The organism is Janthinobacterium aquaticum, assembly GCF_009208565.1.
Taxonomy (GTDB): Bacteria; Pseudomonadota; Gammaproteobacteria; order Burkholderiales; family Burkholderiaceae_D; genus Janthinobacterium.
Genome location: NZ_WFLK01000007.1, coordinates 57,601 through 80,224, shown reverse-complemented (window position 1 = coordinate 80,224; position 22,624 = coordinate 57,601). Strand labels below are relative to the sequence as shown.

Here is a 22,624-nt window from a genome sequence, read left to right as displayed (position 1 = left end):
CACACGACTTTACCGACCCGGTAGCTCTCGCCCTTTTCCGCGCACTGCAAGTTCCGCCCATGAGCTCCCTTTTCGACTACGAGATCATCGAACAACTGCACAGCGGACCGCGTTCGCAGGTCTGGCGCGCCAGGGCGGCCGATGGTGCGGCGCTGGTTGTCAAGGTACCCAATCAGCAGTTTCTTTCGTTTCAGCAATTGACCAGTTTCAAGCGCGAGTATGCCGCAGCGCGCCGTTGCCGCCACCCCGGCGTGGTGCAGCCACTGGCGCTGCAGCGCCATGGCGGGCGCTGGACCATGCTCCTGGAAGACGGTGGCGGCAGCGCGCTCGACGCCTTGCTGCGCGAGCAACTGGCGCTGCGTGGCGCGCCGTCGCAACCGGTGCTGGCGCTCGATGACTTTTTCGAGATCGCGCTGCAATTGTGCGCGGCGCTGGAGGCGGTTCATCTGCAGGGCCTGGTGCACCGCGATATCAATCCGTCGAATCTGGTCTGGAATGGCCAGCGCCGCCAGTTGCAGCTGATCGATTTCGGCATCGCCTGCGAACTGCCGCCGGCAAGCCAGGCAGAGCACACTGAGCACGGCGGCCACCCGCCTGAGGGTACGCTGCGCTATATGGCGCCGGAACAAACCGGGCGCATGAACCGGCGCATCGATTACCGTGCCGACTTTTACGCGCTGGGCGCGACGTTCTACGCGTTGCTGACCGGCCATGCTCCGTTCGAGGCCGACGACGAGATGGAACTGGTGCATTGCCATCTGGCGCGCAGCCCGGACTGGTCGCATCCGGCGCTGGCCGCCTTGCCGGGACCGTTGTTGCCGATCATACAGCGCCTGCTGGAAAAAAATCCCGAGCAGCGCTACCAGAGCCTGCAAGGCTTGCGCGGCGACCTGGCCGCTTGCCGCGCGCCGCTGCCTGTCCCGCAACGCACGCTGTCCGCGCATGATGGCCGTTTTGTGGTGCCCTCGACGCTGCGTGGACGCGACGAGGCCGTCGCCAGCGTGCTGGCGGCGTTTGAGCGCAGTACGGCCGGCGCATGCGAGATGCTGCTGGTGTGCGGTCAGTCAGGGATAGGCAAGTCGGTGCTGGTGGCCGAAGTGCAAAAGCCGGTGCTGGCCCGTGGCGGCTATTTTTTGTCCGGCAAGCTCGACCTTTTGCAGCGCGACGTGCCCTATGCGGCGCTGGTGCAGGCTTTCCAGGCGCTGGTGCAGCAGTTGCTGGGGCAGCCGGCAGAAGCGCTGCAGCAGTGGGCCGGCAAGTTGCGCGAGGCGCTGGGCAGCGGCATGGCCGCCATGGTCGAATTGATTCCACAGCTGGAACTGGTGGTGGGCGAGGCCGAGGCAATGCCGGAAACCAATCCGGTCCAGCTCCAGTCGCGCCTGGATCGTCTGTTTCCCCGCTTCGTTAACGTCTTTGCTTCGGCAGGGCCGCCGCTGGTGCTGTTTCTGGACGACCTGCAATGGGCCGATGCCGCCACGCTGAGGATGCTCGAACTGCTGTTGGTGGCGTGCGACCAGAGCGGCATGCTGATTATCGGCGCCTATCGCGACAACGAGGTCGATGATGCGCATCCACTCGCTGCGCTGCGCAGCAAGCTGCTGGCCCGCGGCGCGCGCGTGAGCACGCTGGCGCTGCAGGCGCTGAGCGAGCAGCAGGTGGCGCAGGTGGTGTCGGCCGCCGTGCGCGTGGACATGCCCCGCTGTGCCGACCTGACCCGCATTTGCTATCGCAAGACCGCCGGCAATCCTTTTTTCCTCAGGCAGTTTCTTGCAGCGCTTCATGACGACGGCCATTTGCGCTATCGCGCACCTGACGATTGCTGGGAGTGGGATCTGACAGCCATCGAGCAGGCCAGGTATACCGACAACGTGGTCGAGGCGCTGCTGGGCAAGATCCGCCGCCTGCCGCTGGCAACGCAGCAGCTGCTGCAACTGGCCGCGTCCAGCGGCAACCGCTTTACGCTCGGCACGCTGGCGCTGGCAGTGGCGCGCACGGCCGCCGGCGCGCGGCAGGACCTGGCGCCGGCGCTCGACGCCGGCCTGATCCAGCCGCTGCCCCATGCTGACGAGGCGCCCGGACACGATGCGCGTTACCAGTTCCTGCACGACCGGGTGCAGCAGGCGGCCTATCTGGGCGTGGATGCGCCGGCGCGTGCGGCCAATCATCTGCTGCTGGGCCGCTTTCTGCTGGCGCAGGGCGACGGCCGGCAGCGCGACGGCAGGCTGTTTGAAATCGTCGAGCAGCTCAACGCCGGCCGCGCGCTGATTGGCGACCGGCACGAGCGCCTGCAACTGGCGGCGCTGAACTTGCAGGCCGGCGCCAAGGCGCGCCGCTCGGCCGCGTTCCAGGCGACGCTCGAGCATATGCGCACCGGGCTTGCGTTGCTGCCGACCGATGCCTGGCGCAGTGACGCCAGCCTGTGGCTCGACTTGCAGCTGGGGGCGGCCGAAGCAGGCTACCTGTGCGGCCAGTTCGACGCTGCCGAAGCGATCTACGCCCTGCTGCGCGCGCGCCCGCTGGCGCCGTGCGAGCAGCTGCGCTGTATCGCGATCCAGGCGCACCAGTATCAGTTGCAGGGCCGCCTGCCGGACGCGATTGCCGTGCAGCGTGAAGCGCTGGCGCAACTGGGCATGCCGGTGCCGCACGAGGTGGCGCAGATCAAGGCGCGCTTCGATGCCATTCGCGCCGAAATCGCACACCTGCCGTGCGCCCGTGCGCCGGGCGTCCTGCTGGCGGCCGTCGAGATGGACGATCCGCTGGCGGTGGCCGCGATGCAGATGATGCACGGTCTGTGGATGGCCAGCTACTATGCCGGCCAGCAGGATCTGAGCGCGCTGATGGTGGTGTCGATGACGCGTTTGTCGATGCAGCGCGGCAGCAGCGATTTCAGTGCTATCGCCTATGTCGGCTATGCCTATATGGTGGCGCTGTACGAAGGCGACGCCGCGCGTGGCTACCAGATCGGCGCCATGGCGCTGCAACTGGCCAGGCGCCGTGCCAGCCTGCAGGCGCGCGCGCAGGTCGGCCTGATGTTTGCTGCGCTGACCAGCCACTGGACGCAGCCGCTGCGCCATTCCGATGCGCTGTACGAAGAAGCGCTGGGCTGGGCGCTCGAGATCGGCGACTTCGTCCAGGTCGGGCTGGTGGCCGCCGTGCGCGCGACCGAGCGGCTGATCCTCGGTGACCATCTGCCGCACCTGCTGCTCGATATTGAGCACGATTTGGCGCTGATGCGCGCCAACGGCCAGCAGGCGATGGCCGATTGCTGCGTGGCCGGCGCCGTCGCACCGATCAGGTGCCTGATGGGTCTGTCGCCGCGCGCCGACAGCTACGACGATGCGGCGTTCAGCGAGGCCGCCTTTCTCGCGCAATACGGCCACTCGCAGCTGTACCACGCCTATTTCCTGCAAGGGAAAATCCGCAATGCCTATCTGTTCGACAGCGCCGACGCCGAGCAGCTGGCGGCCCGGCTGCACCTGGTGACCGGCATCATGCGCGGCCAGGCCAAGGTGGTCGAATCGAGCTTTTATGCGGCGCTGACCTGGCTGCGCGCCTTGCGCCGCGACCCCGGGCGGGCCGATGCGGCCGAGCTGCTGGAGCAGATCGCCACGCTGTGCACCAGCCTTGCCGCCTGGGCGGCGCAAGGCGCGGATCATAGCGGCGCCAGGCATCTGCTGGTGCAGGCCGAACTGGCGCGCCACCACAACGATGTGCAGGCAGCGACCGATCTGTACCGGCAGGCGATCACTGCAGCCGGCCTGGCCGGCTATGTCAACGTGCAGGCGCTGGCCAATGAATTGTGCGGCGAATGCTGGCTCGATCAGCAGCAGCCGCGCGTGGCGGCCGTGTTCCTCGACGACGCCATCGCCCATTACGAGCAATGGGGCGCGCACGGCAAGGCAGCACAGCTGCGCGCGTGCCATGCCGCGCCGCTGTCGGCAGCGCAAGCGCATGCCGTGCGAGCGCATGCCGGCGTGCGCACCAGCGGCGTGGCGGCGCTCGATATGGTCTCGCTGATGAAGGCGGCCACCATCCTGTCGAACGAAGTCGGGTTGCGCAACGTGCTGGCGCGCCTGATTGCCATCGCCTGCGAAAACGCTGGCGCTCAGGTGGCGCGCTTGCTGCTGCTGACCGATGGCGCCTATCAGGTCGAGGCCGAGATCGACGGCGCCGCGATTGCTGTGCTGCAGTCGCGCCGGATCGACCTCGACGCTGCCAGCGACCCGCAGTTGCCGCTGTCGCTGTTGCGCTACGTGATCCGCACGGGCATCGAAGTGATCGAAGACAGCGCTGACGGTGCGGCGCGCTTTGCCGCAGACCCTTATCTGCAGCAGCACGCGCGGACCGTGATGTGCCTGCCGATCCGGCACGGTGGCCGGATCGACGCCATCCTGTATTTTGAGAACCGGCTGGCTGCTGCATCGTTTACCCACGAGCGCGTGACCTTCCTGCGCATGCTGGGCATCCAGGCCATGATCTCGATTACCAGCGCCAGGCTGCACGACAATCTGGAGTTGCGCGTGGCCGAGCGCACGCAGCAACTGGAAGAAGCCAACCGCAAGCTGGCCACCCTGTCGATTACCGACGGCCTGACAGGGCTGGCGAACCGGCGCCATTTCGACGAGGTGCTGTTGCGCGAACAGGCGCGTTCGGCGCGCGCCGGCCAGCCGCTGGCGGTCATCATGCTCGATGTCGATCATTTCAAGCAATATAACGACCGCTATGGGCACCAGGCCGGCGACGCCTGCCTGAGCCGTATTGCACAGGCGCTGCAAGCCGGCATGCGCCGCGCAGGCGACCTGGCGGCGCGCTATGGCGGCGAAGAGTTTTCCATCGTGTTGCCCAATGTCGGGGCGCAGGAGGCGCAGCAGGTCGGCGCCGCGCTGCGCGCCGCCGTCGAGGCGCTGGATATCGTCCATGATGCTGCGCCGGCGGGGCGAGTGACGATCAGCGTCGGCATTGCCGTCCAGCCGGCGCCGGGCGGCGCCGATGGCGACGCGCTGATGCGCCTGGCCGATGCCGCCCTGTATGGCGCCAAGGGGGCCGGGCGCAACCGCGTGGTGCTGCGCGAGCTGCTGCCTGGCTGAATCTGTGCCGGCCGCGCTTTCGGTACTGTTGCGGCGTCAGCGAGGCAAGTTGCTTGCGGGCGCCAGCTGCGCCAGGTGCTGTTCGATGGCAAACACATGCGCATCAGTCTTGCCCAGTTCGCGCAGCGCGCTGGCCAGGTGCAGCAGGTATTCGCTGTTAGGGCCGCTTGGGCCGCTGGCGCCGGCAATCTGGCGCGCGATATCGGATTCGGATGCGGCGCCCAGGAACGCGGCGTTTTCTTCGTTGGCGATATAGACCAGGCCTTCGGCGCTGTCGCCGTCGTCAAAGGTGATGTGCGTCGCCAGGCGCAGGTAGCCGTTTTTTTCCCGATGATCGAGGTGGGCAAACACCTGTGGCGTGATCAGGTAGGCCATGCCGTCGCAAACGGCGCCCGCTTGCGGCACCAGCGTGGCCACGCGGCCGGGCGCGGCCGGCGTGCCGCGATGGTCGTGCGAGCCTTGCCAGAAGCGCCGCGTCCAGCCATGGATGCTGGCGGGGCGGCGTTCGATAAACGCAAAGTCGGCTTTGTAGATCAGCGAGCCATAACCGAACAGCCAGACCTGCTCATGGCCGTCGAAGCGGTGCATGCGCTGGTTGCGGGCAATGGTGGCGGCGTCCTCGGGCGTCAGCACATAGGCATGCTCATCGGTCGCGGCGGGCGTGGCATCGGAAGGAAAGGTGTCTTTCATGGGGGCTTTGCGAAAACAGTCTGCCAGCGATTATAGCGGCGTGCCGGCCACGCTGCTGCCGATGTTCCATTCGTGCGTTTCCACGTATTTGAACAGGAAAGCCATAAAGCTTTCGGCGGCCGGCGACAGCGAACGGCCGGTCTTGGTGTAGACAAAAAAGCGCCGCGTCAGCTCCGGTTCGTGCAGTCTGCGCATCTGCAGCCGGTAGAGCTTAACCATCGGTTCGGCGTACGGCAGGCAGGCGGTAATGCCGAGATTGGCGCTGACCATCGCCAGCGCGGTGGTCATGAACGTCACTTCGTTGTAGGGATTGAGCGACAGCTCGCGAAAGCTCACATGCATGTCGCGCAGCAGCCGCTCGGTAAATTGGCCCTGCAGCGAAATGAACGGGTAGTTGGCGACGTCGGCCCAGGTAACACGCGGCTGCGATTGCAGCGGGTGATCCTGCGGATAGACCAGCACGAAGGGCATCTCGAACAGCACCTGGGCAGCAATTTCCGCCGTCGGATCGCGCTCGGGGCCGATACCGAAATCGACTTCGCCGCTGAACACGCGACCCGATACGCTTTCCACCGGGCAGTCGACCAGGCGCAGCTGCACATCGGGATGCGCCTGGCGGTAGGCGGCAATCACTTCCGGCAGCAGGGTGCAGGCCATCATCTGCGGCGCGGCAATGCGCACCAGGCCGGTCTTGAGCGCCTTGCGCTGGGCGATGCCGGCCATGGCCCCATCGAGGTCTTCGATCAGCTTTTCAAACAGCGGAAACAGCTCGCGGCCGATCTCCGACAGTTGCGCCTTGCGCGTGCTGCGCTCGACCACGCGCACGCCGAGCACGCTTTCCAGCTCCTTGATCAGGCCGCTCAAAGCCGATTGCGTGACATGCAGGTATTCGGCGGCCAGCGTAAAACTGCCGGTCTTGGCCAGCGCGACCAGCGCGCGCATCTGGCGCAAACTAGGACTCATAAGATTATCCGATAAATCAACCAATAAATATTGTTTGCATGATAGACCCATCGGGATTCTAATGGTGAAAAAACCGCTACCGGAGACACCGCATGAAAATCAAGCAGATCCACCACGTTGCCTACCGTTGCATCGACGCCAAGCAAACCGTCGACTGGTATGTCAAGCACCTGAACATGAATTTCGTGCTGGCCATTGCCGAAAACGAAGTGCCGTCCACCAAGGCACCCGACCCGTATATGCACGTGTTTCTCGACGCCGGCCACGGCAATGTGCTGGCTTTTTTCGAGCTGCCGACCCAGCCGGCCATGGACCGCGACCGCAACACCCCGGCCTGGGTGCAGCATCTGGCGCTGGAAGTGGCCAGCATGGACGAACTGCTGGCAGCCAAGGAGCGCCTGGTGGCAGCCGGCATCGACGTGATCGGCCCGGTCAATCACGCCATCTTCAAGTCGATTTATTTTTTCGATCCGAACGGCCACCGGCTGGAACTGGCGGCCAATATCGGCACGCCGGAAATGATGGAAAAACTCGATGCCGTCAAATGGGACATGCTGGAAGAATGGTCGCAAACGCGCCGCGCGCCCAAGCATGCCGCCTGGATGCACGCACCAGAGCAGGCGTAAGCCGCCGCCCCGCACACTATAGCTAAGGAATTGCCATGAAATTTGCCACCTTGAAAAACGGCAGCCGCGACGGCGCGCTGGTCCTGGTCAGCCGCGACCTGCAGCATTGCCTGCCGGTGCCAGCGATTGCCGTCACCCTGCAAGCCGCGCTCGACAATTGGGACGCGCTGGCGCCGCAGCTCGAACACGCGTATGCCGCCCTGAACGCCGGCCAGGCAACTGGCGCACAGCCGTTTGACGAAACGCGCTGCCATTCGCCTTTGCCGCGCGCCTACCAATGGGCCGACGGCTCGGCCTATATCAACCATGTGGAGCTGGTGCGCAAGGCGCGCAATGCCGAAGTGCCGGCGTCGTTCTACACCGATCCGCTGATGTACCAGGGCGGCTCGGACAGCTTTATCGGCCCGCGCGACCCGGTCTTTGCGCTGTCCGAAGAGTGGGGCATCGACCTGGAAGCGGAGGTGGCGGTGATTACCGGCGACGTGGCGATGGGCGCCAGCATTGCCGAGGCGGCCAGCGCGATCCGGCTGGTGATGCTGGTCAACGATGTGTCGCTGCGCAACCTGATTCCGGGCGAACTGGCCAAGGGTTTCGGCTTCTTCCAGTCCAAGGCAGCCAGCGCCTTTTCGCCGGTCGCCGTCACGCCCGACGAGCTGGGCGCCGACTGGTCCGATAGCAAACTGCACCTGCCGCTGCTGGTCGAACTGAGCGGCCGCCCGTTCGGCAAACCGAATGCAGGCGAAGACATGACCTTCAATTTTGCCCAGCTGGTGGCGCATGCAGCGAAGACGCGCGAGCTGGCCGCCGGCACCATCGTCGGTTCGGGCACGGTGTCGAACAAGCAGGGCAACCTGTTCGGTTCGAGCATCGAGAACGGCGGCGTCGGCTACTGCTGCCTGGCCGAAGTGCGCATGTACGAAACCATCGAGCACGGTGCGCCGAAAACGCCATTTTTGAAGTTCGGCGATACGGTGCGCATTGAAATGCGCGATGCGCAGGGCACCAGCATTTTTGGCCGCATCGAACAGACGGTGGTGAATTATGCCGGGGCGGATCACGGCAGCCGGCGCGGCTAGGGAGCGCGCATGAAGCTTCATACCTATTTTCGCAGTTCGGCCGCGTATCGCGTGCGCATCGCCCTCAATCTCAAGGGCCTGGCTTACGACAGCGTGCCGGTGCACCTGCTGCGCGATGGCGGCCAGCAACTGTTGCCGGCCTATCGCGCGGTCAATCCTGCGGCGCTGGTGCCCACGCTCGATGACGATGGCGCATTGATCGGCCAGTCGCTGGCCATTATCGAGTATCTCGATGAAGTGCACCGGCAGGTGCCGCTGCTGCCATCCGATGCACTGGGCCGTGCGCGCGTGCGCATGCTGGCGCTGACAGTGGCGGCCGACACCCACCCGCTGGGCAATCTGCGCGTGCTCAAATACCTGACCGGCGAAATGGGGCAGGGCGAGCCGGTCAAGCTGGCCTGGCAGCGGCACTGGCTGCAAACCGGCATGTCGGCGCTGGAGGCCTTGCTGGCCAGTAGCAGCGACACCGGCCGGTATTGTCACGGCGATACGCCCACGCTGGCCGACTGCTGCCTGGTGCCGCAGGTGTTTTCGGCGCAGCGCTTCGGCGTCGATACGGCGCCGTATCCAACCATCATGCGCATCCACGCGGCCTGTTCGGCTTTGCCTGCATTCGAGCAGGCGCATCCGGCGCAGCAGCTTGATGCCGAGTAAGTGCGGGGCTGCAGTTCGACGGTACTTTCACCCCAAATGCAGTTCGCCGTTGGGGGTGAATTTGTAAATGCCACCAATACACCGAGTGTGGTGCAATCAGTTCATGCAGCCGCCTCCACCCGATCGCGCCCCCCATTCTTGGCGCGATACAAGGCCTGGTCGGCGCGGATCAGCAGATCGGTCAGCACATCGGGCCCCAGCCGGGCGGCGGTGCCGACGGTCGGTGTGATGGCCGCCACGCCTACGCTGATGGTCAGGCGTATTGCCTGGCCGTTGCCGGCGTCTACCTGCAGCGAGGCAACCGCCAGGCGCAGGCGTTCGGCGGCGTCCAGCGCCACTGCCAGCGGCGTCTCGGGCATCAGTAGCACGAATTCCTCGCCGCCAAAGCGCGCGGCCGTATCCATGCCGCGCGTGGCCTTGTGCAGTACCTGCGCCACGGCCACGATGGTGCGGTCGCCGGCGTCGTGGCCGTGGCGGTCATTGATGCGCTTGAAATAATCGATATCGATCATCAGCAGCGACAGCGTATGACCGCCGCGCTGGGCGCGCTCGATCTCTTCGGCGATGCGCAAGGTCATCTTGCGCCGGTTGCCCAGCTCCGTCAGCGGGTCGGTGGTGGCCTGCTGTTCCAGCCTGGAATTGGCTACCAGCAGTTCCAGCGTGCGCTGCAGCACGCGCTCTTCCAGTTGTTCGCGCTCTGCGTTCAGGGTGCTCAGCATGCTGCGCCGGCCGCGCAGCGCCAGCACCAGCGCCGTAATCAGGCCGGCCTGCAGCACGATCAGGGCCAGGCCGGCGATAATCTGCCAGTGATAACGTTGCCATAGATCCTGTGGCCGGTTCAGGATGCGCGCATCGGGTGGTAGATGGTGCAGGGCGAAGCGTTCGATGGCGCTGTTGTCGATAATCGTTTCCTGCATGCCGCCCTGGTCCGGCACGCGTCCCTGCAGGATGCGCGCAATGGTGCGCCCGACCTTGTCCGCGCTGACCACATGGCCGCCGACCACGCCCGGCAATATCAGCGACTCCACGCTGGTAAAGATCGGTACGGCGCTGCGCGCGCTGATATCGCGCGTCATCTCCGGCGGCGCCACGCGCACGCCCAGGGCGTCGCGGTAATAGGGCAGCAGCAGGATGGCACTGCCGGCGCCGAGCGCCTCGGTGCGCCGCAGCACTTCCTCCAGTCCCAACTGGTCCCAGTATTCAAAGGCAATCGTGTGTTGATAGGGCGTCGCTGCCGCACGCACGGCCCGCAGCCAGGCCTGGCCGCGTTCGCTGCCATCGACGATGACCGCAATGCGGCGCAGGTCCGGCGTGATCTGCGCCATCAGTGCCAGGGCGCGGCCGAAGTCGTGCGGCGCATCGAGGTTGGCACCATCGGCTGGTTGCCAGTCGCGGCGCCCATGGTTGACGTAAAAGCGTGGCACGCCCGGAAACAGCTTCGGGTGCTCGCTCAGGAAACGCGCCGCCAGATAGTTTTCGGTAATGATGGCGTCGAGGCGCACATTGGCGTACTTGGTGCGCAGATAAGCTTCCAGCCCGGTCACGGCGGCTTGCTCGCCGACCCGCCAGGAATCGAGCCTTTCCTCGAAGATGCCTGGCGTCACCTGCCACGGTTGATTGCTCAGTTCGGCATTGAGGCCACGCCGTATCAGCGTTTGCCACAGCGAAGAAGCGTCGCTGCCAAGCGAATACAGCACCAGCACCTGGCGCGGCGGCTGGCGCTCCGTTGCGCCAGCGCCATCCTGTGCCTGCGCAAGCGGCAGCATGCCGCAATACAGCAGCAGCGGCAGCAGGAGCCGCAATATCAGCAACAGCAGCAGGCGGGCGGCGGGGCGTAACAAGGTAAGGGAAGTGGGTAGGGTGGCTCGGTTGGCAAGCGCTTGCTGCCACTTGCATTGCTGCTGGCAGTCTATCACCACTAAATTACCTTGCCGCACGAAGTCTGCATTTTTTGCTAATTGTGTTGCAGGCGTGCTATTGGTTTTCTGGACTTCAATTTTGCCCATTCTGCAACGGATGGCCGCGGTGCGCTACAATTTCCCTTTTGCCCGGCCCGGTGTCACTTGCGCACGTACTGGCAGGAACCCGATATGGGCGCTCTTCCTGAAAATATGCTTATTAGTAATATTGAACAACTGACAGCATGGCTGGCCACTGGCGGCCAGCCTGATTACCTGTACTTCTGGGGGCATACTCCGGCGCAGCCGCAGGTGGCCGATAAAAGCTGCCTGAGCCAGTGGTTTCCTTCCACTTTGCACCTGGGCGGAGTCAGTTACCCCACTGCCGAGCACTATATGATGGCGCAAAAGGCCGCGCTGTTTGGCGACCGCGCGGTGCAGGCGCGCATTATTGCCGCCGAGCGCCCGTCTGAAGTCAAGCAACTGGGGCGCGAGGTGGCCAATTTCGATGCGGCGACATGGGCTGCGGCACGCAGCAATATTGTGTTCGAAGGCAATATGGCCAAATTTTCACAGAAGCCGGCGCTGCGCAAGTTCCTGCTCTCGACGGGCGAGCGGGTGATTGTCGAGGCAAGTCCCGTTGACCGTATCTGGGGCGTGGGCCTGGCGGCCGACAATCCGCGCATTACCGATCCGGCCAGTTGGGATGGGCTGAACCTGCTGGGTTTTGAATTGATGAGAGTGCGCGCCGCGCTGCGTGGCCAGGGCCGCTGAGTCGTTGGCTGAGCTCGACTGTTGTTTTCCTGCCGCCGCAGCGTCGCCTGCGGCAAGCTGCCTGCCGCTGTGGCCTGGCCAAACCGGGGGCGCTCTGACAAACCCCGCCGAATTTGATATACTTGACTAATTCATTCAACTACTCGGACTTTGATGCTCTCATCGAGGAAATGAGGAAGTTGAAAAACCGCAATATTTTAAACCAGATTCACCGGTTCAGCAGAGGATGTATGCGTCTGACTACAAAAGGCCGTTTTGCCGTCACAGCCATGATTGATCTCGCCCTGCGCCAGGGCAAGGGTCCGGTCACGCTGTCAGGCATCAGCCAGCGCCAGTCGATTTCCCTGTCTTACCTGGAGCAGTTGTTTGGCAAGCTGCGCCGCCACGAGATCGTCGAGTCGATCCGCGGCCCTGGCGGCGGCTACAGCCTGGCGCGTCGCGCCGACAAGGTGACGGTGGCCGATATCATCATCGCCGTCGACGAGCCGCTGGACGCGACCCAGTGCGGCGGCAAGGATCATTGTCACGGCGCCGACGCTTCGACCGGCGCGCGCTGCATGACGCATGAGCTGTGGTCCACGCTCAATGAAAAAATGGTTGATTATCTGGATTCTGTGTCGCTGCAGGACCTGGTTGACCAGCAGAGACAAAAGAACGCCGAGCAAAGCGTGATGGTGATGCCCCGCAGTCACGCCGCCCTCGGATAAAAAGACAAGAATTAGTTGCTGATCGCATTGGAGTTATTGATGAACGCCCCAGAAAAAAACGTAGGCCAGGTGCATTTCGAGACCGCGCCGCATTTCCCGATCTACATGGACTATTCGGCCACCACGCCGATCGATCCACGCGTCGCCGACAAGATGATTCCTTACCTGCGCGAGCAGTTCGGCAATCCTGCGTCGCGCAGCCACATGTATGGCTGGACCGCGGAAAAGGCCGTGGAAGAGGCGCGCGGCCATGTTGCCGCCCTGGTCAATGCTGACCCGCGCGAGATCATCTGGACCTCCGGCGCCACCGAAAGCAACAACCTGGCGATCAAGGGTGCAGCGCAGTTCTACAAAACCAAAGGCAAGCACATCATCACCGTCAAGACCGAGCACAAATCGGTACTCGACACGGTGCGCGAACTGGAACGCATCGGCTTTGAAGCGACCTACTTGGAGCCGCAGGACAATGGCCTGATCACGGTCGAACAGCTGGCTGCTGCCGTGCGTCCGGACACCATTCTGGTATCGGTGATGTTGGTCAACAATGAAATCGGCGTGATCCAGCCGATCGATGAAATCGGCGTATTCTGCCGCTCGAAAGGCATCATTTTCCATTGCGACGCTGCCCAGGCAACCGGCAAGGTGGTGATCGACCTGCAAAAGACCAGGGTCGACCTGATGACCTTTACCGCACACAAGACCTATGGCCCGAAAGGCGTCGGTGCACTGTACGTCTGCCGCAAGCCGCGCGTGCGCCTGGAAGCGCAGATGCACGGTGGCGGTCACGAGCGCGGCCTGCGTTCTGGCACCTTGCCGACTCATCAGATCGTCGGCATGGGCGAAGCGTTCCGCATCGCCAAGGAAGAGATGGACAGCGAAATCGGCCGTATCCTGGCATTGCGCGACCGCCTGGCCAAGGGCCTGCAGGAAATCGAGGAAGTCTATATCAACGGCGATATGGATCACCGCGTGCCGCATAACCTGAACGTCAGCTTCAACTACGTCGAAGGCGAGTCGCTGATCATGGCGATCAAGGACATCGCAGTGTCATCCGGTTCGGCCTGCACCTCGGCCAGCCTGGAGCCATCGTACGTGCTGCGCGCGCTGGGCCGCAGCGACGAACTGGCGCACAGCTCGATCCGCTTTACCATCGGCCGCTTCTCGACCGAGGAAGACATCGACTTTGCGGTCAACCTGCTGAAATCGAAAGTACACAAGCTGCGCGAACTGTCGCCGCTGTGGGATATGTTCAAAGATGGAATCGATATCAACTCCATTCAATGGGCAGCCCACTAAAAGTACCTGTCAAACCTACTGCGCGGCGCGCTTTGCGGCCTGCGATGCTCGCTGTGCTCAAGCACAGCTCCGCTTCTCGGCCACAAATCACTGCCGCTCGCGACGGTTTTACAGGCACTTTGTAACATTTTGACCCCATTCGGGTCCGCAAGAATATTAAAGGAGCAGCAAAATGGCTTACTCGGACAAAGTACTCGATCACTACGAAAATCCACGCAACGTGGGTGCTTTCGACAAGGGTGATGAAACCATCGGCACCGGCATGGTGGGCGCGCCTGCCTGCGGCGACGTGATGAAACTGCAGATCAAGGTCGGCGCCGATGGCCTGATCGAAGATGCGAAATTCAAGACCTACGGCTGCGGTTCGGCCATTGCGTCGAGCTCGCTGGTGACCGAATGGGTCAAGGGCAAGACGCTGGACCAGGCGCTGTCGATCAAGAACACGCAGATCGCCGAAGAACTGGCGCTGCCACCGGTCAAGATCCACTGCTCGATCCTGGCCGAAGACGCCATCAAGGCGGCCGTGCTGGACTACAAAACCCGCCATCCAGCCGCCTGATTTTTGCCGTACCAGATAGCTGCTGCGCCCGATGGCGCGGCAGCGGAGAACTCAATGATTACACTGACCGAAAAAGCGGCAAAGCATATCAACCGCTATATCGAACGGCGCGGCAAGGGCCTGGGCCTGCGCTTTGGCGTGCGCACCACCGGCTGCTCGGGACTGGCCTACAAGCTCGAATATGTCGATGAAGTAGCCGATGAGGACAGCGTGTTCGAGTCGCACGGCGTGAAAGTATTTGTCGATCCGAAAAGCCTGCCGTATATCGACGGCACCGAGCTCGATTTCGCGCGCGAAGGCCTGAACGAAGGTTTCAAGTTCCACAATCCTAACGAAAAAGACGCCTGCGGCTGCGGCGAATCCTTCCGGATTTAAGCAACCCTGCTGGCTGGTCGGTGCGCCGTACTCATTGCGTGGTACCCATCGCGCGGTACATCGATGAGGCCCGGCAGGCACCGACACTCTATGCAAAACCACTTCGATCTCTTCCAGCTGCCGGCGCAATTCGCGCTTGACCAGTCCGCCCTCGACGCCGCCTACCGCGACGTGCAGAGCCAGGTCCATCCCGACCGCTACATCAATGCCGGCAGCGCTGAAAAGCGCGTGGCGATGCAGTGGGCCACGCGCGCCAACGAAGCCTACCAGACCCTGAAAAGCCCGCAAAAGCGCGCGCAGTACCTGTGCGAGCTCAATGGCGTGGACCTGCAGACCGAGTCCAACACCGCCATGCCGGTCAGCTTCCTGATGCAGCAGATGGAGTGGCGCGAAGAGCTTGGCGACGCGCGCGCGGCCAAAGACGGTGACGCGCTCGACGCGCTGGACCGCCAGTTGCGCAGTGAGCGCAAGAGCCTGCTTGCCCAGGTCGAGGCGCAGCTCGATGCGCTTGACTATATCAACGCCGCCCAAAGCGTGCGCGCCCTGATGTTCCTCGACAAATTCGGCGAAGAAGTCCGCTTTGCCTTCGAGGCCATCGAATAAAAAGCGGGGTCAGTTCCGCCAATGCGACACAAGCTCGTCAATGACGCTGCATTCCCTGGTTCGACGGCAGGGGCTGTGTAGCAACGGCCGACCTGACCCCGGATTTGCATCTTATAATGCGGGCTGAAATCAGCAGTAATACGCAATAAATTAATCGAGGCACGAATACCATGGCACTTCTGCAAATTTCCGAACCGGGCATGTCGACCGCGCCGCACCAGCATCGGCTGGCCGTCGGCATCGACCTGGGCACCACCAATTCGCTGGTCGCCACCGTGCGCAACAGCATTCCCGAAGTGCTCAACGATGACGAAGGCCATTCGTTGCTGCCGTCCGTGGTGCGCTACCTGCCCAACGGCCACGCCAATATCGGCTACAAGGCGCTCGCTGCGCAGACCACCGATCCGAAGAACACCATTGTCTCGGTCAAGCGCTTTATGGGCCGCGGCCTGGGCGATATCGCCTATGCGGAAAACCTGCCGTACGATTTCCAGGATACGCCCGGCATGGTGCAGCTGAAAACCGTGGCCGGCGTGAAAAGCCCGGTCGAAGTGTCGGCGCAGATCCTGGCAACCCTGCGCCAGCGCGCCGAAGATTCGCTCGGTGACGACCTGGTCGGCGCCGTCATCACGGTGCCCGCGTATTTCGACGACGCCCAGCGCCAGGCCACCAAGGATGCGGCCCAGCTTGCCGGCCTGAACGTGCTGCGCCTGTTGAGCGAGCCGACTGCCGCTGCGATTGCTTATGGCCTCGACAACGCCTCCGAAGGCCTGTACGCCGTGTATGACCTGGGCGGCGGCACCTTCGATATTTCCATCCTCAAGCTGTCCAAGGGTGTGTTCGAGGTGCTGTCCACCGGCGGCGATTCGGCCCTCGGTGGCGACGACTTCGACCGCCGCCTGTTCTGCTGGATCAGCGAGCAGGCCAAGCTGGCGCCGCTGTCGGATGAAGACACGGCGATCCTGATGGTCAAGGCGCGCGAGATCAAGGAACTGCTGTCGACCAAGCCGGAAACCTCGATCGACGCCAAGCTCAATTCGGGCGAGGAAGTCCACTTGCGTATTACGGCGCTGGACTTTGCCGCCATGACCCAGCATCTGGTGGGCAAGACCATGAACGCCATCAAGAAGGCCTTGCGCGACGCGCAGGTCGATAGCGATGATGTGGACGGCGTTGTCATGGTCGGTGGCGCCACGCGCATGCCGCATGTGCAGCGCGCCGTCAGCGAGTTTTTCCATACCATCCCGCACGCCAATATCGACCCGGACAAAGTGGTGGCGCTCGGTGCGGCGATCCAGGCCAATCTGCTGGCAGGGAACCGCGCCGCCGGCGACGACTGGCTGCTGCTGGACGTGATTCCACTCTCCCTGGGCATCGAGACTATGGGCGGCCTGGTGGAAAAAATCATTCCGCGCAATTCCACCATTCCCTGCGCGCGCGCACAGGAATTTACCACCTTCAAGGACGGCCAGACCGCGCTGGCCGTGCATGTGCTGCAAGGCGAGCGCGAACTGGTGTCGGACTGCCGTTCGCTGGCACGGTTTGAACTGCGCGGCATTCCGCCGATGGTGGCCGGTGCGGCGCGCATCCGCATTACTTACCAGGTTGACGCCGATGGCCTGCTGTCGGTCTCGGCGCGCGAACTGCGCTCCGGCGTGGAAGCGTCGATCAGCGTCAAGCCGGCCTATGGCCTGGCCGACGACGAGATCGCGCGCATGCTGCAGGACTCCTACACCTCGGCCGACGTCGACATGCTGGCGCGCGCGCTGCGCGAAGAGCAGGTCGAAGCTGAACGCATCGTGCTGGCCACCCAGTCGGCGCTGGACGAAGACGGCGCCTTGCTCAGCGACGAAGAACGCGTCGCCGTCGATGCACTGATGCAGCAGGTGCGCGAGGCGATTGCCGGTTCACAGGCCGGCAGCGTCGACCACCAGGCATTGAAACGCGTGATCGAGCAGCTGGCCGACGGCACCGAGGAATTTGCTTCGCGCCGCATGGACCGCAGCGTGCGCTCGGCACTCACAGGTAAAACACTCGACCAGGTCGGGTAAGAAAATCAGCCTGGCGCAGTTGCTGCGCCGGCAATTATTGAAATCAGAGGAAATATGCCACAAATCGTTATTCTGCCGCACGCCAAGCTTTGCCCGGACGGCGCCGTACTCGAAGCCCCTGCAGGCAAGTCCATCTGCGACGTCCTGCTTGAAAACGATATCGATATCGAGCACGCCTGCGAAAAATCGTGCGCCTGCACCACCTGCCACGTGCTGGTGCGCGAAGGCATCGAGTCGCTCAACGAGGCAACCGAGCTGGAAGAGGACATGCTCGACAAGGCCTGGGGCCTGGAAGCGGTATCGCGCCTGTCGTGCCAGTCCATCGTGGCTGACGCCGATCTGGTGGTCGAGATTCCGAAATACACCATCAACCAGGTCAGCGAAGGCAGTCACTAAGATGGCCAGTGCAACCAAGCGCGCCAGGGCGGGCGCTCCTGCCGCCGCTGCAGCAGCTGCGCCGAAAGACGTGATCACGGCAGCCAGCAATATGCCCGAGATCAAGGATGGTCAGTCGATCGCGCTGCTGCAGGAGCTGCATATCCTGACGCGTGACGGCAAGATGAACCAGGACAGCCGCCGCAAGCTCAAGCAGGTGTATCACCTGACCCAGTTTATCGAGCCGCTGCTGCGCGAACTGCAGCAGGACCATCCCAACGTGTCGCTGGTCGACCATGGCGCGGGCAAGTCCTACCTGGGTTTTATTCTGTACGACCTGTTCTTCAAGAACGGCAATGACGGTTCGCATATCTACGGCATCGAAACGCGCGAAGAGCTGGTACAGCGCTCGCAGGAACTGGCAAAGAAATTCAACTTCCCCGGCATGTCCTTTTTGCCGCTGTCGGTGGCCGAATCGACCGAGTCGACGCTGTTGCCGGAACAGATCGATATCGTCACCGCGCTGCATGCCTGCAATACCGCCACCGATGATGCGATTCATTTTGCGCTTAAGAAAAAGGCGAAATTCATGGTGCTGGTGCCATGCTGCCAGGCCGAAGTGGCGTCGGTGCTGAAAAAGAACAAAGGCAAGAGCCTGGGCAAGAACGTGCTGACCGAGCTGTGGCGCCATCCGCTCCATACGCGGGAATTTGGCAGCCAGATCACCAACGTGCTGCGCTGCCTGCAGCTCGAAGCGCATGGCTACCAGGTCAGCGTGACCGAACTGGTGGGCTGGGAGCACTCGATGAAAAACGAGCTGATTATCGCCAGCTACAAAAACCTGCCGCGCCAGCGTCCCACCGAACGCCTGCAGGAAGTGCTGCAGACGATGGGGCTGGAAGAAATGGGGCATCGGTTCTTTGCCGAGCAGCTTGCCAACGCACATATTGCGTAGGTCGGATTAGGCCCCAAGGGGCCGTAATCCGACAACACCGCTCGCGCCAACAATGTTGTCGGATTACGGCCTGCGGCCTAATCCGACCTACCGCCTAATCCGGCATGCCGCCTCGGTTACAATACTGCCTTTCCTCTCCGTTCCTTCCGCGCCATGACCTCTTCCATCGAACTGCCCACCATCCGCCTGGCCAAGCGTCTGTCTGAAGACCTGCCGTGCTCGCGCCGCGAGGCCGAGCTGTATATCGAAGGCGGCTGGGTGACGGTCGACGGCGAGCTGGTCGAAGAGGCGGGCGCGCGCGTGACGGACAAACAGCAAGTGGTGCTGCTGCCCAACGCCACGCTCGATGAAATGCCGCCGGTGACGATCCTGCTGCACAAGCCGGCTGGTATCAACGCCGGTGTCGGCAGCGACGGCAAGCCGGCCTTGAGCTGCCTGAAACCCGAACAGATTTATGTGCCCGAGAACGTACAGGAGAGCGCAGCGACGCGCTTTTTGAAGCGTCACCTGATCGGCCTGAAGCTGACCAATCCGCTGGAAACCATGGCCTCAGGGCTGGTGGTGATGACGCAGGATTTCCGCGTGGTGCGCAAGCTGGTCGACGATGCGCGGCTGGTAGAGCAGGAATTCGTGGTGGAAGTGAGCGGCCAGATTGCCCCCAACGGGCTGGCGCTGCTCAATCATGGCTTGAATTTCAATGGCAAGCCTTTGTCGCCGATCAAGGTCAGCTGGCAAAATGAAACGCGGCTGCGCTTTGCGCTCAAGGATCCCAAGCCGGGCCTGCTTGCCCATATGTGCGAGCAGGTCGGCTTGCAGGTGGTGGCCATCAAGCGCCTGCGTATCGGCCGCATGTCGATGGGCGCCCTGCCGGTCGGCCAGTGGCGCTACCTGCAAGGTTACGAGCGGTTTTAAGCGGCCGGCGCGTCTTCCAGGGCGCCGTGCGGCGTTTCGTTTTCCGGAAAATGGTTCTCCGCAAAGCTCTTCCACAGGCGCTCGGCGATGCGCAGCGCAATGCTGTCGGCCTTTTCTTGCAGGGCGGCATTGCCCATGCTTTCGGTGGTGGCAAAGAACAGCGTCAGCCAGCGACGGAACATGCACGGCGTCAGGTTTTCCATCTGCGCGTGCTGCGCCAGCGGCTTGCCGTGGTAGCGCATGGTGCCGCGCAACAGGCCTGACCAGAAGTCGACCAGCGTGGCCAGGTGTTCATCCCAATTCTTGACTTCGCGGCCAAAGACGGGCCCGAGCATGGCGTCGTCGCGGGCGGCGGCGTAGAAGGTGTGAACCAGGCGCGTGACTTCTTCTTCGGTGCAGATGTCGGTACGCGATTTGAGGACGTGGACGTGGGATGGGGGAGCGGTTTTCATGGTGAGCCATGATCGCAGAGCAGGGCCGGATGCTTCAATGACGCAGGTCAAGGCAGGCGAAAAACGCTGAGTAGGTCGGATTAGTCGAGCCGCGCAGGTCGCGTAGCGGCGTAATCCGACAATGCGGCTGCGTATTACGTCGGATTACGCCGTTCCGGCTAATCCGACCTACTTGTTAATGGCTAGGCCACTACCTTCCGCGATTTCTTTGTCGGCGCCGCCAACTGCACGATCTGCGTGCCGATCAGCTTGTCATGCAAAAACTGACCATTGCCGGTGAACAGCGCCGTGGCTGACCACAGCAGCCAGCCCGCGCCCAGCGCCGACAGGGCGCTCCAGTGTTGCAGCTCGAATGCCCAGGAGACGATCAGCGCCGGCAGCAGCCACATCCAGGCCAGCACGTAGCGGCAGGCCGCCACGCGCAGCGGAACGTGGGCGTGGCCCGGCATGACCAGTTTCAGGCGCCAGGTTTTCATGGCCAGGGTCTGGCCCTCGCGGCTCCATTGATGAATGAAGTACGCACCCATCACGAGGAAAGCCAGGCACTGGCGCAGGTGCTCGGTCAGCGGCGTATGCGCGCCCTGCACGGCCAGCTCGAACAGCAGGAAGGGCAGGAACAGCACGGCCAGCGCCAGCAGCGACTCATACACCATGGAAATCAGGCGGCGCTTGATGGTGGGCGTGGCCGGGGCGATCGTGCTGGCGGATTTATTTGACATCGTTGACAGCCGGTGGCGTGGTAGCAGGAGCAGGCGGAACAGCAGCGGCCGGCGCTGGCGCCGGCACGGCAGGGGCCGCCGGCACGGGAGCCGGCAGCGACAACGGCAATTTGCGCGTGGTCGAATCGACTGCCGGTATCCGGTTCAGCGGTTTCTTTGCCGCCGCTTCGGCCGCCAGTTTCTGTTTTTCCTCGTCGGACAACTGCTGGTACTGTTGCCATTGCGCCGATTTCTGGCCCGGGTCGATGCGTTTGCTGCGGGTATAGTTCTCGCGCACCTGGCGGCGCTGTTCAGGCGTGAGCTTGACCCAGTCCCGCATGCGCTCCTGCACCCGCGCCTGTTCGCCGGGTTTCATCGATGCATAGCGATTGGCAATATCGAGCCATTTCTGACGGCGTGGCGCATCGAGCTTGTCCCATTCGCCGGCCAGCGGCTGCAGGGCGGTTTGCTGGGCGCGCGTCAGCTTGTGCCACGGCGAGTTTTTTGTCGATGCGGGCACGGTCGGTGCCGCAGCCTTGGGCGCGGCGGCCGTCGCTGGCGGCGGTGTGCTGGCCGGATGCTGGTCGGCATACACCCAGGCGGCGCCGGCCAGCGCGCAGGCGCAGGTGCCGGCGGCCAGGGTGGCGGTCAGCCAGCGTCTGCGCACGGGAGAGTGGGCCATCGGGGTAGCCATTACTGCGCGCGTTCCGTCAGGTAGGTGTTAAAGCCATGGTCCATATAGGCCGACAGCGGCAGTTCGTCCGACAGCACGGCGGCGTCCAGTTCGGCCAGTTCGGCAATGCGCTGCTCCTGCTCGAAGTGGTACAGGCCGGTGGCGCCGGCTACCAGCAGCAACAGCGGGATCATCACGCTCATGCGGCCCAGCCAGGCGCGCGGTGTCAGGAAGAACTGGCTGGCAAAGCCGGCAAAGACTTCGCCCTGGACGGTGGCGCGCGCCGGCGCATCGGCTTTCTTGCGCGCCATGGCAGCCTTGCGGGCGGAAGCCAGGCGGTCGGCCGTCGACGCTGGCAGGTCGTCGAGTTTTTCGTTCAGTGCGTGACGCACCTTGTAGGCGAAATTGAGATCGTCGGTATTCATAATTGTATTCCCCTGGCTTTCAGCGATTCAGCGAGCGTGTGCGTCGCTCTGGAGCAATGTGTCTTGACGCTGCCCTCGGAGCAACCCATCGCTTCCGCTGTTTCAGCCACATCCATATCCTGCCAGTAACGCATGAGGAACGCTTCGCGTTGACGCGCAGGCAGTTTTTGCACTTCTTCGTCAATCAAATCAAGGATTTGCGCCCGCTCGACCTGGTCAGCCGACGATTCGGCGCCGGCGGAGCCCTGATCCGACTGATAGGTGTCGAGCAATTCGAAATCGTCGTGCTCGTCGCCGGCCGGTTTCAGGCCGGAAAACAGTGTAACCCAGGTATTGCGGACTTTTTCACGCCGGAAATAATCGAGTATGGTGGTCTGCAAGATGCGCTGGAACAGCATCGGCAATTCGGCTGCCGGCTTGTCGCCGTATTTCTCGGCCAGCTTGATCATCGCGTCCTGCACGATATCGAGCGCCGATTCTTCCTTGCGCACGGCGTAGACGGCCTGCTTGTAGGCGCGCCGTTCGACATGCTCGAGGAAATCATTTAATTCTTTGTCTGTTGCCATGCGGTAGAGAGCGAGCTGACGGCCTGCGGGTGGGCGAAAGGAAAGGCTTATGCTTTGAAAAACTGTGCGCATGCTAGCAAAGAATGTGCATTTATGCAGGTTTTTTGCACCCCAATCGCGCAAAAAAGCACTGTCCATGACATTTTCCTTGACCATAATGGTGCGACGCGATAACGTATGGAACGCTTTGAACACCCCAAAGCCCTATG

Annotated in this window: 22 protein-coding genes; 14 read left to right on the top strand and 8 right to left on the bottom strand. The window is 63.0% G+C overall.

Features of this window, described 5'->3' with window-relative positions:
- Positions 1–59 precede the first annotated feature (59 nt).
- The gene (locus GCM43_RS12890) at positions 60–5,087 is read left to right on the top strand and encodes a diguanylate cyclase domain-containing protein (RefSeq protein ID WP_152244856.1); all 5,028 of its coding nucleotides are present in this window, start codon (positions 60–62) and stop codon (positions 5,085–5,087) included.
- 36 nt (positions 5,088–5,123) lie between these two features.
- Here GCM43_RS12890 and GCM43_RS12885 read toward each other — a convergent pair whose 3' ends face one another.
- Complete coding sequence (locus tag GCM43_RS12885; RefSeq protein ID WP_226929483.1) at positions 5,124–5,675, bottom strand: gamma-glutamylcyclotransferase; 552 nt, start codon at positions 5,673–5,675, stop codon at positions 5,124–5,126.
- A gap of 132 nt (positions 5,676–5,807) precedes the next feature.
- Positions 5,808–6,740 (bottom strand): LysR family transcriptional regulator, encoded by a 933-nt coding sequence (locus GCM43_RS12880; protein ID WP_152244852.1) that lies wholly within the window; start codon positions 6,738–6,740, stop codon positions 5,808–5,810.
- 92 nt (positions 6,741–6,832) lie between these two features.
- Between GCM43_RS12880 and GCM43_RS12875 the strand changes: the two genes are divergently transcribed.
- Genes GCM43_RS12875 through maiA form a run of 3 tightly spaced genes read left to right on the top strand, consistent with a single transcriptional unit; the run spans position 6,833 to position 9,096 of the window.
- Positions 6,833–7,366: a VOC family protein gene (locus GCM43_RS12875; RefSeq protein ID WP_152244850.1), complete on the top strand. Its 534-nt coding sequence runs from the start codon at positions 6,833–6,835 to the stop codon at positions 7,364–7,366.
- Positions 7,367–7,401: 35 nt separating this feature from the next.
- Entirely contained in the window at positions 7,402–8,442 is a 1,041-nt protein-coding gene (locus GCM43_RS12870; protein WP_152244848.1) for a fumarylacetoacetate hydrolase family protein, read from the top strand.
- Positions 8,443–8,451: 9 nt separating this feature from the next.
- On the top strand, positions 8,452–9,096 hold the full coding sequence (gene maiA, locus GCM43_RS12865; RefSeq protein WP_152244846.1) for a maleylacetoacetate isomerase: 645 nt from the start codon (positions 8,452–8,454) through the stop codon (positions 9,094–9,096).
- A 101-nt stretch (positions 9,097–9,197) separates the two neighbouring features.
- Here the strand turns inward: maiA and GCM43_RS12860 are convergent, their stop codons facing one another.
- Positions 9,198–10,937, bottom strand: coding sequence for a diguanylate cyclase (locus tag GCM43_RS12860; RefSeq protein ID WP_226929471.1), 1,740 nt, complete (start codon positions 10,935–10,937; stop codon positions 9,198–9,200).
- 249 nt (positions 10,938–11,186) lie between these two features.
- Here GCM43_RS12860 and GCM43_RS12855 point away from each other — a divergent pair, with 249 nt between their 5' ends.
- From GCM43_RS12855 to GCM43_RS12810, 10 genes are all read left to right on the top strand, one after another.
- Entirely contained in the window at positions 11,187–11,768 is a 582-nt protein-coding gene (locus GCM43_RS12855; protein WP_226929470.1) for an NADAR family protein, read from the top strand.
- Positions 11,769–11,998: 230 nt separating this feature from the next.
- Positions 11,999–12,475: a Fe-S cluster assembly transcriptional regulator IscR gene (gene iscR / locus GCM43_RS12850; RefSeq protein ID WP_152244844.1), complete on the top strand. Its 477-nt coding sequence runs from the start codon at positions 11,999–12,001 to the stop codon at positions 12,473–12,475.
- Between the two features lie 39 nt (positions 12,476–12,514).
- Complete coding sequence (locus GCM43_RS12845; RefSeq protein ID WP_152244842.1) at positions 12,515–13,771, top strand: IscS subfamily cysteine desulfurase; 1,257 nt, start codon at positions 12,515–12,517, stop codon at positions 13,769–13,771.
- A gap of 172 nt (positions 13,772–13,943) precedes the next feature.
- Positions 13,944–14,330 carry a Fe-S cluster assembly scaffold IscU gene (iscU, locus tag GCM43_RS12840; protein WP_152244840.1) on the top strand — a complete coding sequence of 129 codons (387 nt, stop codon included), beginning with the start codon at positions 13,944–13,946 and terminating at the stop codon, positions 14,328–14,330.
- A gap of 54 nt (positions 14,331–14,384) precedes the next feature.
- Complete coding sequence (iscA, locus tag GCM43_RS12835; protein WP_152244838.1) at positions 14,385–14,705, top strand: iron-sulfur cluster assembly protein IscA; 321 nt, start codon at positions 14,385–14,387, stop codon at positions 14,703–14,705.
- A 90-nt stretch (positions 14,706–14,795) separates the two neighbouring features.
- Positions 14,796–15,308 (top strand): Fe-S protein assembly co-chaperone HscB, encoded by a 513-nt coding sequence (hscB, locus tag GCM43_RS12830; protein WP_152244836.1) that lies wholly within the window; start codon positions 14,796–14,798, stop codon positions 15,306–15,308.
- A 170-nt stretch (positions 15,309–15,478) separates the two neighbouring features.
- Entirely contained in the window at positions 15,479–17,359 is a 1,881-nt protein-coding gene (gene hscA / locus GCM43_RS12825) for a Fe-S protein assembly chaperone HscA (protein WP_152244834.1), read from the top strand.
- Positions 17,360–17,413: 54 nt separating this feature from the next.
- Positions 17,414–17,755: an ISC system 2Fe-2S type ferredoxin gene (fdx, locus tag GCM43_RS12820; protein ID WP_152244832.1), complete on the top strand. Its 342-nt coding sequence runs from the start codon at positions 17,414–17,416 to the stop codon at positions 17,753–17,755.
- Position 17,756: 1 nt separating this feature from the next.
- Entirely contained in the window at positions 17,757–18,689 is a 933-nt protein-coding gene (locus GCM43_RS12815) for a class I SAM-dependent methyltransferase (protein WP_413770955.1), read from the top strand.
- Positions 18,690–18,842: 153 nt separating this feature from the next.
- Positions 18,843–19,601, top strand: coding sequence for an rRNA pseudouridine synthase (locus tag GCM43_RS12810; protein ID WP_152244830.1), 759 nt, complete (start codon positions 18,843–18,845; stop codon positions 19,599–19,601).
- Here the strand turns inward: GCM43_RS12810 and GCM43_RS12805 are convergent.
- The 5 genes from GCM43_RS12805 to GCM43_RS12785 form a co-directional block, all read right to left on the bottom strand.
- Positions 19,598–20,053, bottom strand: coding sequence for a group III truncated hemoglobin (locus GCM43_RS12805; protein ID WP_152244829.1), 456 nt, complete (start codon positions 20,051–20,053; stop codon positions 19,598–19,600). The genes GCM43_RS12810 and GCM43_RS12805 overlap by 4 nt on opposite strands.
- A 182-nt stretch (positions 20,054–20,235) precedes the next feature.
- Positions 20,236–20,772 carry an RDD family protein gene (locus tag GCM43_RS12800; protein ID WP_152244827.1) on the bottom strand — a complete coding sequence of 179 codons (537 nt, stop codon included), beginning with the start codon at positions 20,770–20,772 and terminating at the stop codon, positions 20,236–20,238.
- Positions 20,762–21,433, bottom strand: coding sequence for a DUF3106 domain-containing protein (locus GCM43_RS12795; RefSeq protein WP_152244825.1), 672 nt, complete (start codon positions 21,431–21,433; stop codon positions 20,762–20,764). The genes GCM43_RS12800 and GCM43_RS12795 overlap by 11 nt, the downstream gene beginning before the upstream one ends.
- Positions 21,434–21,444: 11 nt before the next feature.
- Positions 21,445–21,849 carry a DUF3619 family protein gene (locus tag GCM43_RS12790; RefSeq protein WP_152244823.1) on the bottom strand — a complete coding sequence of 135 codons (405 nt, stop codon included), beginning with the start codon at positions 21,847–21,849 and terminating at the stop codon, positions 21,445–21,447.
- Positions 21,846–22,415, bottom strand: a complete 570-nt coding sequence (locus GCM43_RS12785; RefSeq protein ID WP_152245198.1) for an RNA polymerase sigma factor — start codon at positions 22,413–22,415, stop codon at positions 21,846–21,848. The genes GCM43_RS12790 and GCM43_RS12785 overlap by 4 nt, the downstream gene beginning before the upstream one ends.
- Positions 22,416–22,624: the final 209 nt, after the last annotated feature.